14 protein-coding genes are annotated in these 15,076 nt (G+C 59.7%); 10 read left to right on the top strand and 4 right to left on the bottom strand.

The genetic code is table 11. The features are described from left to right. The first annotated feature begins 7 nt into the window (after nt 1–7). From J2S67_RS02785 to J2S67_RS02815, 7 genes are all read left to right on the top strand, one after another. Nucleotides 8–985 carry a diaminopimelate dehydrogenase gene (locus tag J2S67_RS02785; protein WP_310246084.1) on the top strand — a complete coding sequence of 326 codons (978 nt, stop codon included), beginning with the start codon at nt 8–10 and terminating at the stop codon, nt 983–985. Further along, a complete protein-coding gene (locus J2S67_RS02790; RefSeq protein WP_070507215.1) occupies nt 985–1,419 on the top strand; it encodes an FHA domain-containing protein in 435 nt (144 codons plus the stop codon). Before J2S67_RS02785 ends, J2S67_RS02790 begins: the two co-directional genes overlap by 1 nt. 50 nt (nt 1,420–1,469) lie before the next feature. Next, nucleotides 1,470–2,321 carry a hypothetical protein gene (locus J2S67_RS02795; protein WP_310246090.1) on the top strand — a complete coding sequence of 284 codons (852 nt, stop codon included), beginning with the start codon at nt 1,470–1,472 and terminating at the stop codon, nt 2,319–2,321. Between the two features lie 84 nt (nt 2,322–2,405). After that, a complete protein-coding gene (locus J2S67_RS02800) occupies nt 2,406–2,858 on the top strand; it encodes an FHA domain-containing protein (protein WP_070490934.1) in 453 nt (150 codons plus the stop codon). After that, on the top strand, nt 2,855–3,655 hold the full coding sequence (gene ftsR, locus J2S67_RS02805; RefSeq protein ID WP_232219319.1) for a transcriptional regulator FtsR: 801 nt from the start codon (nt 2,855–2,857) through the stop codon (nt 3,653–3,655). Before J2S67_RS02800 ends, ftsR begins: the two co-directional genes overlap by 4 nt. A 26-nt stretch (nt 3,656–3,681) precedes the next feature. Beyond that, nucleotides 3,682–4,176 (top strand): bifunctional nuclease family protein, encoded by a 495-nt coding sequence (locus J2S67_RS02810; RefSeq protein WP_052048660.1) that lies wholly within the window; start codon nt 3,682–3,684, stop codon nt 4,174–4,176. Between the two features lie 258 nt (nt 4,177–4,434). Next, nucleotides 4,435–4,968, top strand: a complete 534-nt coding sequence (locus J2S67_RS02815; protein WP_310248687.1) for a MerR family transcriptional regulator — start codon at nt 4,435–4,437, stop codon at nt 4,966–4,968. Nucleotides 4,969–5,240: 272 nt separating this feature from the next. Here the strand turns inward: J2S67_RS02815 and J2S67_RS02820 are convergent, their stop codons facing one another. Next, on the bottom strand, nt 5,241–6,107 hold the full coding sequence (locus J2S67_RS02820; protein WP_083285184.1) for a ParA family protein: 867 nt from the start codon (nt 6,105–6,107) through the stop codon (nt 5,241–5,243). A 493-nt stretch (nt 6,108–6,600) separates the two neighbouring features. Between J2S67_RS02820 and J2S67_RS02825 the strand changes: the two genes are divergently transcribed. Next, nucleotides 6,601–10,056: a pyruvate carboxylase gene (locus tag J2S67_RS02825; RefSeq protein WP_310246103.1), complete on the top strand. Its 3,456-nt coding sequence runs from the start codon at nt 6,601–6,603 to the stop codon at nt 10,054–10,056. 107 nt (nt 10,057–10,163) lie between these two features. Continuing rightward, nucleotides 10,164–11,597 carry a mycothione reductase gene (locus tag J2S67_RS02830; RefSeq protein WP_239446477.1) on the top strand — a complete coding sequence of 478 codons (1,434 nt, stop codon included), beginning with the start codon at nt 10,164–10,166 and terminating at the stop codon, nt 11,595–11,597. Nucleotides 11,598–11,636: 39 nt separating this feature from the next. Here J2S67_RS02830 and J2S67_RS02835 read toward each other — a convergent pair whose 3' ends face one another. The 3 genes from J2S67_RS02835 to J2S67_RS02845 form a co-directional block, all read right to left on the bottom strand. Then, nucleotides 11,637–13,496 (bottom strand): AMP-dependent synthetase/ligase, encoded by a 1,860-nt coding sequence (locus J2S67_RS02835; RefSeq protein ID WP_084590500.1) that lies wholly within the window; start codon nt 13,494–13,496, stop codon nt 11,637–11,639. Between the two features lie 67 nt (nt 13,497–13,563). Further along, nucleotides 13,564–14,094, bottom strand: coding sequence for a hypothetical protein (locus tag J2S67_RS02840; RefSeq protein ID WP_310246110.1), 531 nt, complete (start codon nt 14,092–14,094; stop codon nt 13,564–13,566). A gap of 6 nt (nt 14,095–14,100) precedes the next feature. Then, entirely contained in the window at nt 14,101–14,874 is a 774-nt protein-coding gene (locus J2S67_RS02845; RefSeq protein ID WP_310248690.1) for an alpha/beta hydrolase, read from the bottom strand. On the opposite strand from J2S67_RS02845, the gene J2S67_RS02850 reads away from it, so the two are divergent. After that, nucleotides 14,854–15,066 (top strand): hypothetical protein, encoded by a 213-nt coding sequence (locus J2S67_RS02850; protein WP_310248834.1) that lies wholly within the window; start codon nt 14,854–14,856, stop codon nt 15,064–15,066. The two genes, J2S67_RS02845 and J2S67_RS02850, sit on opposite strands and share 21 nt — an antisense overlap. Nucleotides 15,067–15,076 lie beyond the last annotated feature (10 nt).

A 15,076-nucleotide genomic window follows, 5' to 3' on the forward strand; every position in this document is an offset into this window, starting at 1 on the left:
ACTCAAAATGGCTACAGAAACGCAACGAACTATCCGCGCCGGCATCGTCGGCTACGGCAATCTCGGCCGCAGTGTTGAAAAGCTTGTCCAGCAGCAGCCCGACATGGAATTGGTCGGCATTTTCTCCCGCCGTGATTCCCTCGAAACCGAAACTTCAGTGTTCCCGGTAGCGCAAGCCTCCGAATACGCGGACCAGATCGATGTCTTGTTCTTGTGCCTCGGCTCGGCAACTGACATCCCGGAGCAAGCGCCCGGATTCGCCGAGAACTTCACCACGGTTGATACCTACGACAACCACACGTTGATCCCACAGCACCGCAAAGCCATGGATGAAGCCGCCAAGAAGGGCGGCAACGTCGCATTGATCAGCACGGGATGGGATCCGGGAATGTTCTCCCTCAACCGTACGATGGGGGAGGCATTCTTCCCGAAAGCCCAGCAGAACAGCTTCTGGGGAACCGGTTTATCGCAGGGGCACTCGGATGCGGTCCGCCGTGTAGAGGGCGTGAAGTATGGCGTCCAGTACACCGTTCCAGCAACGGACGCGATCGAAGCCGCCCGTGCAGGCAAAGGCGAGAACATCAACAAGTATGAGGCGCATGAGCGCCGCTGCTACATCGTCGCGGAGGAATCCGAGCATGAGCGGATCCGCGAGACCATCGTGACCATGCCGGATTACTTCGAGCCATACAAGACCGAAGTGAACTTCATCTCTGAAGAAGAGTTCCTACGTGACCACCAAGGAATGCCGCACGGCGGCCGCGTGATCACAACCGGTGACCTCGAAGGTAGCCGAGCCACCATCGAATATTCACTGGACCTGGAAGCCAATCCGGATTTCACCGCAGCAGTACAGGTCGCTTACGGCCGCGCGGCGGCACGCTTGGCTGCTGAAGGTCGCACAGGAGCGGTCACGGTTCTTGAAGTTCCGCCATATCTGCTTTCGCCGACCTCCCTCGATGAGCTCGTAGAGCGAGACATCTAATGCCGCATCAACCTGAATCCGGCGGGGTGGACGTCACCACGCCGGAGATCCTGAACCGTGTTGCCCGCTCCCTGCCCGTGTGGGATCCACTACCGCCGGATAGCGCGTATGTTGAGTTGACCCACCCGGACGGTGCCCGCGTCCGTATCACAGCTGACGCGCTCATCGGCCGGCAACCCGGGGAGCACGCCGGGGAAGAAGGCGTGATCGGTGTGCCAGTTCAAGACCCGCACAAAAGTGTCTCCCGCGTGCATGCGAAGCTGTGGGTGACACCGTCCGCCCCGCCTTCAGTGAGCGATGCCGGGTCAGGAAACGGTACCCTTGTTCAACGCGGTGAGGACTATATTTCTGTTGAAGAGAACCCCGAACCGCTTGAAGATGGCGACATCATCTGGTTAGGTGACGTTGGATTGCGGACAACACTCCAGCATTAAACCTGCACGGTAGGAGCGGCACGGTAGAGAAACTCTACGGTAGAAAAACTATGGACCAGTACGAAACTGCCCACGGCGCCCGGCTCTGTGCCCACTACTTGCAGCGCGCCGTATCCGCGTGGCTCGCAGAGCCAGCTCCACACCAATGGATGGGGTTGCTTTCGGAGTTCTACGGGGCCTATGTGGCCGTGCCGGTCAACGAGTTCGGGCAACCGGTGACCTATGTTCATGAGGGTCAGCTCGCGGTTCCGGCGCACACCAGGCGCGAGGCGGTACCTGCGTGGTGTGCCAGAATCGGGTTGCAAGAAATCCCGGGTGTGAACATCATGCTCGGGGATGAACTACTGGAATACCTTGCTGCGCGGCATCCTGATCATTGCGTTGTATTAGACCCGCAAGAAGCGGGTATCGCTATCTACCCTGTTGATGAATACGTGGCAGGATATTCGCGTTTCGGCCGTCTCAAAGCGGCGCTACGTCGGGGCGAGGAAGGCTATCAACACCCGGCGGGGGAAGTGATCCAGGAGCTTCTCAAGCCTGGCGCCGAGATCGTGTATATGCTCAGTCCCGGCAGCGGGCTTCGGCCGGGGGAGCAGCCGTATCCGCAGTTGGTTAACAAACCAGCTGATGGCGTCGGTGTGGGCAACGGTGCCGCGGCGGGTGATGCTGCCGTGGCAGGCTATGCCGGCGCGCCGCCCGGCGGTGTTGTGGCTTGCCCCTTGTTCACATCGGCGCTTGAAGTGTTCCGTTTTCAGCCGCAAGCTGGAGCCGCTCAAACCAGTGTTGAATGGTTCCGCCGATACCTGCCAGCAGGCCTAGCGATCTGTATTGATCCGGCCGCTGACGGTAAGGTTATAGAACTTAGCGCCCAAGAATTGAACACAGCTGGTTTCTGGTTGTGACGCTGTGAAAGATAGTTGGGTCAAAGCAAACGCTCAGCATGCGATAAGGTTGTGACAGTTGTTAACACGAGTGAAGGAGTGGTCATGACTCAGGGCCAAGCGGATGGCCGCGGATATGGCGTGGAACCCTCCACCCAGACAACCTCAGTCGCCCTGCCACCAGTCAGCGACGAGGTCATTGCAAAATACCGTTTGTCTGAAGAAGAACGCCGTGCAGTAACGGCTCTTCCACAGGATTCAGCGCTACTGCTCTCCAACGAGGGTGAAGTCAAAGGCGCACGCTTCCTGCTGGATAAGGACGTGACCACGGTAGGACGCCGTCCGGATTCAGACATTTTCCTCGACGATGTCACCGTGTCCCGCAAGCACGCCGAATTCCGCCGGGAAGGCCGTGTGTTCCGTGTGGTTGACTCCTCGAGCCTCAACGGCACCTACGTCAACGGAGACCGCGTTGATGAAGTAGAGCTGCGTTCCGGTAGCGAGGTGCGCATCGGCAAGTACGTCTTGAAGTTCTACCAGCCACTTCCAGAGCAGTGACAAGACACAGAAGCCTTGACGTAGTTTTGGGTCGAAGCTCGGCTGCCGCGGCAGCGGCGCCGGCTACCGGCCCGAGCCGAGAACCTGCGCGCGCACCGCGTAAAGGCGTCAAGAACATCGGCGATGTCCTAGCCATCCTGCAAGAAGATTTCCCGGCAGTGACGGCCTCGAAGATTCGCTTCCTCGAAGAAAAAGGCCTCATCACCCCGGCTCGCACAGCAGCCGGGTACCGCAAGTACACCTCCTCGGATGTTGAACGTCTGCGGTTTATCCTCGCGCTACAGAGGGATCAGTACCTTCCGTTGAAGGTCATCAAAGAACACCTCGATGCGGTCGATGCGGGGGAGAACCCGCAAGCTCTGCCTGGCGGAACCACGATCGCTCCGCGCGTCCTTGATGAGGTGGAAGCCGAACAGATCGCAGGCCACGTGCGCCCGCTCACGCGCGCCGAGTTGGCTGGCCGTGCAGGAGCATCGGTCGCTTTCGTCGATGAGCTGGTTGAGCTCGGCATGATCGCCGCCGGTGAGGATGAACTCTTCGGCCCGAACGCCTTACAAAGCGTCATTGCCGCGTTGCGTCTAGCCGAGTACGGTGTTCAGCCGCGCCACCTGCGTCTGGTCCGTACCGCCGCGGAACGAGAAGCCGCACTCATCGAATCAGTCGTGACTTCATCGCACCCGCGCCGCGACTCGACCTCCTCCGCACGCGCCGCTGACCAAGCCGAGACGATGGCCGAGGCGCTATCAGTGCTTCACCGCGCGATGCTGCACAGCCGCATCGACCATTTCGACCGCTAGAGAACGCACAACCAGAGAGTGTTTCTGTGACGTTAGAAGGTTATCGAGCCGTTTCTGTAGAGAACGCGTTGATCGAGTTGCCTTCGCAGCAACCCGTTGTGGTGATGCATGAAATCACTGGGGACCGGGTGTTTCCGTTGTGGATCGGCTCAGCTGAATTCGCGGTGATCTCCAACTTATTGGATGGAAGCCCCGCCAAACGCCCCCTCACGCACGACCTCCTGCTGGACATAGTCGATGCCCTGGATGCCAACATCTTGCGTGTGCGGATAGTGGACGTGGACGACATGACCTTCCACGCCCGGATCGACCTCGACAACGGCCGTGAAGTGGACTCCCGCGCATCCGACGCCGTGATACTAGGGTTGCAGCTGGACGTGCCGATCCTGATCACGAGCGAGCTTCTGGACCATGTAGGCGTAGTGCGCCCTGTGGACGAAGACCCCGGCGCAACTGAGGCTCAAGTTGAGGAATTCAAAGAATTCTTGGAAGGCCTCGACCCTTCGGATTTCAAGGATTGACCCGTCAGCTTTTAGAGATTGAACGCGACACGCCTTCAAGTTAAACATGAAGGTCTTTGACCACGGGGCATATTCGGCCTAGTTTCTTAACTAGAAGAGTCTCCTCTTTACGACCTTGTTGTCTCACATCACTCGCATCCGAGAACTGCAAGGTTTAGAGCCGACCCAGTTCTCGAAGATTTGAACGCAAGGAGAGCGTACGTGACTCGCGACGTAGACCACCCGGATGTAGGCCATGTGGCGCCCGGAAGCCAGGGAATGCTGTTCGATGACGACCTCCCTGTGTTAGATGAAGCTGCGGGGTACCGCGGACCTACCGCATGCAAAGCTGCTGGAATCACGTACCGCCAGCTGGACTATTGGGCTCGCACCGGGCTTGTTGAACCAACCGTGCAGACCGCCGCAGGATCCGGCTCGCAACGGCTCTACAGCTTCCGCGACGTGCTCGTTCTCAAGGTTGTGAAGCGTCTGCTGGATACCGGCGTGTCCCTCCAACAGATCCGCACTGCAGTCGCGACCCTGCGTGAACGCGGGGTAGACGACCTCGCGCAGATCACCCTTATGTCCGATGGCGCATCGGTTTATGAATGCACCTCAGCTGACGAGGTGATCGACTTGGTCCAGGGCGGACAAGGCGTATTCGGTATCGCTGTGGGGCGAGTGTGGCGCGAAGTTGAATCCTCGATCTCCGAGCTACCGGTTGATTATGCGCGCAACGAAGACAACCCAGCACCCGTTGCACACCCAGAGGACGAACTCGCACGCCGCCGGGCACGCAAGTCCGCCTCCTGAACAGATACCCCAGCGGACTAGCCACGTAGCCTAACTGGCCTACCCTGCCACAGGGTAAAGCAGAACAGAACTTAAACGGCTGTGGGGCTGAGACGAATTGTCGTCTCAGCCCCACAGCCGTTTAATGCAAGTTTCTAAGTCAAGAGATCCTATGTGCGGGAGAGAACTCTCCAGCGGAGAGGGTGTTGGCGGAAGCTATGTGGCGGGAACTGTGCGGCAGGAGTGATAGGGGCGGCCGCAATGACAGGGTGGCAGCCGCGCGGCCGAGTATCTTAGCGGCGGCTGCGGCGTCCACTACCGCGGCGGCTAGCGTTCCTTTTCTTCTTCTCTTCCTTCAGCTGCGGCAAATCCGGTGCGATAGTGCGCAACGCTTCCTCGAAGGCCCCGGCCGTGTCACGTGCAGCACTTCCCGGCCAATGATGAACCGCATAAGCGGCCCCCTGAATCTGCTGCCAGTTCGGGGTCTCCGGGATCGGAGGCTGAACCAAGCCTTCGCCGAACATTACGGACAGCTCGTTCAAACGGAACGCATGCTCCGAGGAGTCACGGCGGTAACGGTTCGCGATCACACCGTAGGTGTCGATCGTGGTGTGGAACTCGTCACGGAACAGCTTCAGTGCACGTAGTGCGCGCTCGGTGCCCGCAACAGAGAACAGCGCCGGTTCGGCCACCAAGAGCACACCATCGGAGGTGTACCACGCCATCCGGGTCAACCCGGACAGTGAAGGTGGGCAGTCAATCAACACGAGGTCATAATGCTTTTCCGCGCCCTCGAGTACACGCTGAAGACGCTTCAGATCGCGCGTGCGGATGTCTGGGCGGTCATAGTAGCCGGTCATCGCAGACCCTGGCAGAACATCCAAAACCGCGTTCGGGTTGCCGTTGGCTTGCTCGCGCGCGGTCCACGCGGAAGGTGCGGGATCCGAATCGATCGAAGCCTTCCTCGGGGACTTCAACAGCTCACCGATCGGTTCCGTCGCGTTGGGCGAAACACCCAAACCAGTCGATGCGTCCGCGTGAGGATCAAGATCAACAACCAGGGTACGAACTCCAGCGGCGAGAGCGGCAGAAGCCAAACCCAAGGTGACGGAGGTCTTACCGACGCCTCCCTTCAGCGAAGACACGCTGATGATCTGCACAAGCAAACACATCCTTGATGAGACGGAACCATGAAGCACGCAGTTATGTTGCGCTCACTAGGCTACCGCCACGATGTATTCGAGCCGGGCAACCGCAGGGAAACCCTGCAGATCCACGCCAGCCTGTATGCGCAACACACTGTTCACATCATATCTAATAGGGTTCTAAGCCTCGGGTTGATTCCCGCTGTGTTCCGGAAGGTTTTTTCGATCCGTTGTGTTCGGTGGCGAAGCTCGTTGCATCGCCGGTGTCCGCACCCCGTGGCAGGGCCCGGGATAAGGCACGGGGTAGGGCCCCGGGATAGGGCACGGAACCGAGGCTGGCCCCGTAACATCGAGCGCTTATGTGAACCCGAGCCAGGATATTTCAGGAATCTATATAAGATGTTGCCATCTGGATATATGTCCACGGACGCTACCTCTCCAGCAGAGATACGTTTTCTTCGAGCAAGACGGCTGCACCAGTGTGGCCTAGATACAAGGAGGCTTGGCTGTGAAGCAGAAAAGCAAAGTGTTGGTCGCTAATCGTGGTGAGATCGCGATCCGCGCGTTCCGAGCCGCCGTTGAACTAGGGATGGACACCGTAGCCGTATATCCGTGGGAAGACCGCAAATCCATTCACCGGCAGAAAGCCGATGAGGCCTACCGCATCGGCGAAGAAGGCCGCCCGTTGCGTGCCTACCTCGATGTTGAAGAGATCATCCGAGTAGCGAAGTCCTCCGGAGCGGACTTTATTTACCCAGGTTACGGGTTCTTGTCCGAGAACCCGGACCTTGCTCGCCGCGCTGCCGAAGAAGGTTTGACCTTCGTAGGGCCGCCAGCCGAAGTTCTTGAACTTGCCGGCAACAAAGTCGCTGCGATCAACGCCGCCAAGCAAGCCGGCATCCCAACGCTCGCCTCGACCGACCCGTCAGAAGACATCGACCACCTACTCAGCCAGGCCGAGACAATCGGCTTCCCGATCTTCGTCAAAGCCGTCGCGGGCGGCGGTGGCCGCGGCATGCGTCGCGTTGAGAAAATCGAAGACCTCCGTGACGCCCTCGAAGCCGCATCGAACGAAGCCGCAACCGCGTTTGGTGACGGCAACGTCTACCTCGAACAGGCTGTGCTGAAGCCCCGCCACATCGAAGTCCAAATCCTTGCCGACGGTGAAGGCAACACGATTCACCTCTACGAACGTGACTGCTCGGTTCAGCGCCGCCACCAAAAGGTTGTTGAAGTAGCTCCGGCGCGAGACCTCGACCCAAAGGTGCGCGAATCGATCCTCAAAGACGCCGTGAAGTTCGCGAAGGCCGTGGGCTACCGCAACGCGGGAACCGTCGAATTCCTGCTCGACACCGAAGGCGAACGCGCCAACGAATACGTGTTCATCGAGATGAACCCACGCATCCAGGTTGAACACACCATCACCGAAGAAATCACCGACGTCGACCTCGTCGCAGCTCAGCTGCGCATCGCGATGGGTCAGACCCTCGCCGACCTCGGCCTGAGCCAAGACACGATCCAGCCGCGGGGAGCCGCGGTGCAGTGCCGCATCACCACCGAAGACCCAGCCCAAGGCTTCCGCCCCGACGTAGGAACCATCGCCGCATACCGTTCCGCAGGCGGCACCGGTGTACGCCTCGATGGCGGCACCATCTATGCGGGCGCCGAAATCTCGCCACACTTCGACTCACTGCTCGTGAAACTATCGACCCGCGGGGCGACCTACGACATCGCGATCCGTCGCGCCCTCCGCGCACTCGACGAATTCCGCATCCGCGGCGTGGCGACCAACATCCCGTTCATCAAAAACGTGCTGAGCCACCCCGAATTCCAGGCCGGGCCTGTCGCAACCGACTTCCTCGACAGCCACCCAGACCTGACCGACATTCAGCCAAGCCGCGACCGCGGAACCAAAGCACTGGCCTACCTCGCAGACGTCACCGTGAACCAGCCCCACGGTCCACGTCCCGACATCATCAACCCCGCACTCAAACTACCCGCCTACCCGGGCCACACCCTCAACGACCCGGAAGCATCCCCATTCGACACCGCCAGCGGTCCAGCACCAGCCGACGGTTGGAAACAAGTGCTCGATGAGCAAGGCCCTGAAGGTTTCGCTCAGGCCCTACGCGCGCGCACAGGCCTAGCCGTAACAGACACGACCTTCCGCGACGCACACCAATCGCTGTTGGCAACCCGCGTACGCACCCGCGACCTGCTCGCCGCAGCACCCGCGGTAGCCCACACCCTCCCACAACTACTCTCGATCGAAGCGTGGGGCGGGGCAACCTACGACGTCGCGTTGCGCTTCCTGGGTGAAGATCCCTGGAAACGCCTCGAACTCCTCCGCGCCGCAGTACCGAACATTCCAATCCAGATGCTGCTGCGCGGCCGCAACACGGTCGGCTACACCCCATACCCGCAAGAAGTCACTGAAGCGTTCGTCGAACAAGCCGCGAAAGCCGGCGTGGACATCTTCCGTATCTTCGACGCCCTCAACGACATCGACCAAATCACCCCGGCCATCGCCGCTGTACGCAAAACCGGGACCGCCGTGGCAGAAGCCGCACTCTGCTACACCGGCAACCTGCTCGACCCTGAAGAGAAGCTCTACACGCTCGAGTACTACCTCGAACTCGCCCAAAAAATGGTCGACGCCGGCGCGCACATCCTCGCAATCAAAGACATGGCAGGCCTGCTGCGCCCAGCCGCAGCAACCCGACTCGTGACAGCACTACGGGAACGCTTCGACCTACCAGTCCACCTCCACACCCACGACACCGCAGGCGGCCAACTAGCAACCCTGCTCGCTGCCGCACAAGCTGGCGTCGACGCCGTGGACGTCGCATCCGCGGCGATGGCAGGCACCACATCCCAGCCATCCATGTCCGCGCTCATCGCCGCAACCGACAACACCGACCACGAAACCGGGCTGTCCATGACCGCGGCATCCGACCTTGAACCATACTGGGAGGCACTACGCCAGGTCTATGCACCATTCGAATCCGGACTCAGCTCACCAACCGGGCGAGTCTACCGCCACGAAATCCCCGGCGGACAACTCTCCAACCTCAGGCAACAAGCGATCTCACTGGGGCTGGCTGACCGGTTCGAAAAAATCGAAGAAGCCTACGCGGCAGTTGACAAGATCCTCGGCCACCTCATCAAGGTCACCCCATCCTCCAAGGTTGTGGGCGACCTCGCGCTCGCGCTCGTAGGCGCCAACGTCGACCCAGCCGATTTCGAGCAAGACCCAACACTGATCGACCTGCCAGCATCCGTGGTCGGATTCCTCTCCGGAGAACTCGGGACACCAGCAGGAGGCTGGCCAGAACCATTCCGCAGCAAAGCGCTCGCCGCGGGTGCGAAAGACGTCTCCGTGGTGCCGCTGGATGCTGAGGATGCCGAAGCCCTCAAAGGCGAGGATGAGACCGTTCGGGAGACCCTCAACCGTTTGCTCTTCCCCGCGCCAACCAAGGAATTCAAGCAGAAGCAAGAAGAGTTCGGCGACCTCTCCGTGCTCGAAACCCGCGACTGGCTCTATGGCCCGGAACGCGGCGAAGAATCACTCATCCCGCTTGAAGAAGGTGTGCGCCTGCTGGCAAGCATCGAAGCGATCTCGCCAGCCGATGAACACGGCATGCGGACCGTTCACTGCCGACTCAACGGCCAATCACGCAACATTCAAGTTCGTGACCGCTCGGTTGAGGCTCGGGTCGAACAAGCCGAAAAGGCCGACCCCGACAACCCGGCGCACGTGGCCGCACCATTCGCAGGTGCAGTCACCGTTCGCGTCAAACCAGGCGATACCGTGGACCGCGGCGGCCGCGTAGCAACCATCGAAGCAATGAAGATGGAAGCTGCGATCACCTCACCGACCGGTGGGGTAGTCCGCCGCGTACTGATCGACGGGACCGGGCAAGTCAACGGCGGCGACCTCATCGTCGAATTCGAACGCGACTAAACACCCAACGCTGGGGCGCAGCCTCGGCCCTAGGAAAGGGACCGAGGCTGCGCCACAGTAGCGGCCCGCATGCGAACATGACTGGCCCTCCATGCGAAGATGAAGGCATGACTCATTACGATTTGGTGATCGTCGGTTCCGGCTCAGGTAACTCGCTTGTGACCCCGTTCTGGGACAACAAGAAAGTTGCCATCATCGACGGCGGGGTCTTCGGGGGAACCTGCCTCAACAAAGGATGCATCCCCACGAAAATGTTCGTGGTGCCCTCAACACTGGCCGCCGAAACCGAACACCTCCGTAAGCTCGGCATCGACATGCACGTCGACGCCGTGCACTGGGCGAAAATCCGTGACCGGATCTTCGGCCGCATCGACCCGATCTCAGAAGCCGGTCGTAAATACCGTGCCGAAGAGCTTGAGAACGTGGACCTCTACGAGGAGAACGCTCGCCTCGTGAACCCGCACAAACTCGTGACCGATTCCGGCAAAAAGATCAGCGCAGACCACGTGGTGCTCGCCAACGGCTCCCGCCCCTCACTACCATCGGTGCGCGGCATGGACCTCAAAGGTGTACACACCTCGGATACGATCATGCGCATCGAACGCCTCCCACGCACCATGGTGATCGTCGGAGGCGGGGTCATTGCCGCGGAGTTCGCCGCGATCTTCCACGGGCTGGGCGTTGAAGTCACCCAAGTGGTGCGCGGCGAACAACTACTCAAACACTTCGATGACGAAATCGCCGACGCCTTCACACAGGCCGCCCTACGGCGCTGGGACATCCACCGCGGCTGGGACATCAAACGCATCGGCGTGGGCGGAGATGCCGAACTCGCCGCAGAATTCACCCGCGGCGATGAAAAACTCACCCTCAACGCAGACATCGTGCTCATGGCCACCGGCCGCGTCCCGAACTCTGACACGATTGACGCTCACGCCGCAGGACTCGACACCGATGAATCAGGGTTCATCCAAACCGACGAATACATGCGGGTGCTCTCTAACGGTAAACCGCTAGAAGGCGTGTGGGCGCTTGGCGACGTCACCAACCACGCCATGCTCAAACACGTCGCTAACCGCGAAGCCCGCGTGGTCTCCCACAACATGGAAAACCCGAAACAGCTGCGTGCAGTAGACCACAGCGTCATCGCCTCCGCAGTGTTTTCCAACCCGCAGGTTGCCTCCGCAGGTCTCACTGAGGCTCAAGCGATCCGTGCCGCGGAAGACCAAGGCCGCGACGCCAACGACGTCATCGCCTACACCCAGCGTTACGGGGACGTCGCCTACGGGTGGGCACTCGAAGATGAGGAAGGCCTCGTGAAACTCATCGCCGAGAAATCAACGGGCAAGATCCTCGGTGCTTTCATCATGGGGGAGCAGGCACCAACACTGATCCAGCCGCTCATCCAAGCGATGACGCTGGGAACCGACGCATACACGATGGCGCGGGCACCCTACTGGATCCACCCGGCACTGACCGAAGTAGTCGAAAACGCGCTCCTAGGGTTGGAAACCCAGCCGCCAAAGAACCCGCCGCTATAAGACGCAGAGGCCTTAGTGGGGCCCCTGCCCAGGCCTTCACTAAGGTTTGTAGAGTTTCTCGACCTCATCCTGGAAGTCCTTCAACACAATCTGCCGGCGGATCTTCAGGCTCGGCGTCAAATGCCCTGTCTCTTCGGTCAGGTCAGTCGTCAAAACCCGGAACTTACGGATCGACTCAGCACGCGAAACCGTGTCGTTCGCCGAATCGATACCTTCCTGGATGTCCGCGAGAAGATCCTTATTTTCTACAAGGTCCTCAATCTTGGTGTCGGAAGGGAGGTTATGGCGTTCGAGCCAGCCTGGCAGCGCTTCCTCATCAACCGTGACTAGCGCGCCAACGTACGGGCGGCCCTCACCAACCACAACACACTGAGAAACGATCGGCACACTACGGACGCGGTCCTCCATGAGGCCCGGAGCTACGTTCTTACCGGAGGCCGTCACCAGGATCTCTTTCTTACGGCCCGTGATGGTGAGGAAGCCGTCCTCATCGATCGTGCCCAGGTCACCCGTGGCGTACCAACCATCAACGAAAGCGTCCTCCGTAAGGTCTTCACGGTTGTAGTAGCCCTTGAAAACACACACGCCCTTGACGAGGATCTCGCCGTCCTCGCCGAGTTTGATCTCATTGCCCGGGACCGGGCGGCCGACAGTGCCGATCTTGATCTTCTCGGGAGTGTTCACCGTGACAGGCGCCGCCGTCTCAGTAGCTCCGAAGCCCTCCAGCACGGTGAGGCCAATACCGTTGAAGAAGTGGCCCAAACGTTCACCCAGTGCACTACCGCCAGAGACCGCATGAGTCACCTTGCCGCCCATCGCGGCACGCAGCTTCTTATAGACCAGCACATCGAAAATCTTGTGCTTCACGCGGGTGCTCAGCGAAACCTTACCCTCAAGGGACTGACGCGAATACTCTTCAGCGACTTTCGCGGCACGCGCGAAAATTTTGCCCTTGCCGCCATCTTCAGCCTTTTGTTGCGCCCCGTTGAAAACTTTCTCAAACACGCGAGGAACAACGAGCAAGAACGTCGGCTTGAACGAATCCAGCGCCGGCAATAGGTTCTTCAAATCCGAGGTATGGCCGGTGCGTGTGCCACCGCCGACCGCCATCAACGCGATGAAGCGGGCGAAAACGTGAGCCAACGGCAAAAACAGGATCGTGGACGCGTCCGGGGTGATAACGCCGGGAACCGCTGCGGCCGCGTTGTCTGAAAGGTCCACAAAGTTCGCGTGCGTGAGTTCGCAACCCTTCGGTTTTCCCGTTGTGCCCGAGGTGTAGATGATCGTGGCGATGTCCGTCTTCTTCCGCGGAGCTTCCTGCTGAGCGCGCTGCTCCTCTGAGACGTTCTCGCCGGCAGCGCGCAGCTTATCCAACCCGTCCTCGTCGATCACCAACGTCGCTGAGATCTCAGAAAGCGACTCGGAATCCTTAGCGCGCTTAACAGCCTGGGCATGCCTGGAATTCTCAACGACAACGATCTGCGAGCCAGAATCCTTCAAAATCCAGGCGACCTGGCTAGGGGAGGAGGTCTCATAGATAGGAACCGAAATACCGCCGGCATACGCGATAGCGAAATCGACCAGGCTCCACTCATAACGCGTTGCTGACATCAACGCGACCCGGTCTCCGGGCTTCACGCCGTAATGCATCAATCCGCGTGCGATGAGCTTGGCATCCGCTGCGAAATCTCTAGCGGAAACATCAACCCAACCGTCGCTACCGTCCGGTTTAGAGAACAATGCAATATCGCCATTCTTCTCTAAATGACGGTCGACCAGGTGAACCAACGTAGCGTCTTCTGGGTTCACAACCTCGGCCGGAACAGAAACGGTTTCCACAAGCAAACTCCTGACTATCGCGTGCGGGACGAGCCACACCACCTCAAATGTGATGTGCATCACTTTGACTACCTACTACTTTATGCCATTGCCCCTACCCATGCGTAACCAGGTGTCTCTTAGACCGCTAAACACGCGCCCCGTCATCCCATGGATCACGAGGATGCCGCGGCAACGTCCAGCCCAAATACAACAAGGCACCCAGCTCACCGGCGATGAAAACCCACCACATGAAAGGCGCGATACTCACCTTGAACATGACCAGCAGGAGTATTACAAGCGGCAAGGCCACCACAACGGACCACGCCAAAACCCTGTCTGGACGTCCAGAGAAAATCGACGGCGGATCTTCAGGAACATAATCAGTGTCCTCACCCCACCCAGCGGCATCCTCTATCGGAGACCAATCCCGCGGACCTGCAAGGTGAGCACCGGAGCCGGCAGAATGAACAGCGGAGCTAGGTTCGGAGGGAGGCTCAGCCGTGGAATCAGCGTCAGCCTTTGTGATGGGATAGAACGGCTGAGAGGCGAAGAAATCCTCGAGCTCCTCCGCCTTCCGCTGTGCCTGCGCCTCAGCATCTGTTACGCCCGGGTCCATGGCCTCGAGGCGAGCTACAAGATCAGCCCACTCCGCATCGTCATCACGGCGGTCCTTCACCGCAACTCACACACCCTTCGCGGTATTCGCTACTGCATCATGCTTGCCGCCAGAATTGTGCTTGCCGCCAGAAGCACGCAAACGCTGAGCGATCTCATCAACCTCATCTCGGGACGTCGAGAAGATCAGCGGGGCATCCTCATCCAACGTAGCTACGTGATAGCTGTTGTGAAGCTCAACGTAACGCACCTGATCACGCACACGAGACTGAAGGCCACGGTAGAAAACCCTCACCGACGAATCCGGAATAATATGATCCACGGTGGAACGGAACAACGTGATCGGGGCATCCACCCCAGGCAACATGCGACGGGTGCGGGCCACCAAACGCGTCATCTGATCCACCGCGGTCACAGGCACCTGTTCATAAGCGGTCTCAGAAACGCCCTCTTTGTGGACGTCACCCCCGATTGAGCCAACCGTAGGCAAAAACCTCTTCATGACGCCCGCAAACGAAGCCATAGGTGGATATGTGAACGCAGGGTTCACAAAAAACAAGTGATCCGGGCGGCGCACCGCACCCAGATAGGCCGTCAACGTCCCGCCCATCGACAAGCCGCCCACCGCAACGGAATCGCACTCAGCGGCCAAAGCATCGTAAGCGTTCTCCACCGCCTGGCACCAATCATCCACGGTCACCGACTCAAGATCCTGCCAGCGCGTACCGTGGCCGGGAAGGAGGGGCATAGAAACAGTGTGCCCAGCATCATGAAGGGTCTTGCCCCAATCGCCCAAGCATGCCGGATTAGACGTGAACCCATGAATCAACAGAACACCCACACCGCTCGTACCGGCAACGAACTGCCCCCGCGCAACGCCGTTGTGCCCCTGCGCAACGCCGCGGCTCTGGGTGGCATCGTGACCGTGGGCAGCGCCGTGATCGTGCGTGGCATCGTGACCCTGGACAGCGCCGTGATTCTGAGTCCCCATCAATGGCCCTTTCTGGAAAATGCATCGGACATGAGTGGCTAGTGGACACACT

It is taken from the genome of Pseudoglutamicibacter albus, from assembly GCF_031458175.1.
GTDB classification, from domain to species: Bacteria; Actinomycetota; Actinomycetes; order Actinomycetales; family Micrococcaceae; genus Pseudoglutamicibacter; species Pseudoglutamicibacter albus.

Coding starts and splice junctions, on each gene's coding strand:
- J2S67_RS02850 (WP_310248834.1), top strand. CDS start 14,854: ATGAATCAACAGAACACCCACACCGCTCGTACCGGCAACGAACTGCCC.
- J2S67_RS02795 (WP_310246090.1), top strand. CDS start 1,470: ATGGACCAGTACGAAACTGCCCACGGCGCCCGGCTCTGTGCCCACTAC.
- J2S67_RS02800 (WP_070490934.1), top strand. CDS start 2,406: ATGACTCAGGGCCAAGCGGATGGCCGCGGATATGGCGTGGAACCCTCC.
- J2S67_RS02830 (WP_239446477.1), top strand. CDS start 10,164: ATGACTCATTACGATTTGGTGATCGTCGGTTCCGGCTCAGGTAACTCG.
- J2S67_RS02785 (WP_310246084.1), top strand. CDS start 8: ATGGCTACAGAAACGCAACGAACTATCCGCGCCGGCATCGTCGGCTAC.
- J2S67_RS02790 (WP_070507215.1), top strand. CDS start 985: ATGCCGCATCAACCTGAATCCGGCGGGGTGGACGTCACCACGCCGGAG.
- J2S67_RS02815 (WP_310248687.1), top strand. CDS start 4,435: ATGCTGTTCGATGACGACCTCCCTGTGTTAGATGAAGCTGCGGGGTAC.
- J2S67_RS02835 (WP_084590500.1), bottom strand. CDS start 13,496: ATGCACATCACATTTGAGGTGGTGTGGCTCGTCCCGCACGCGATAGTC.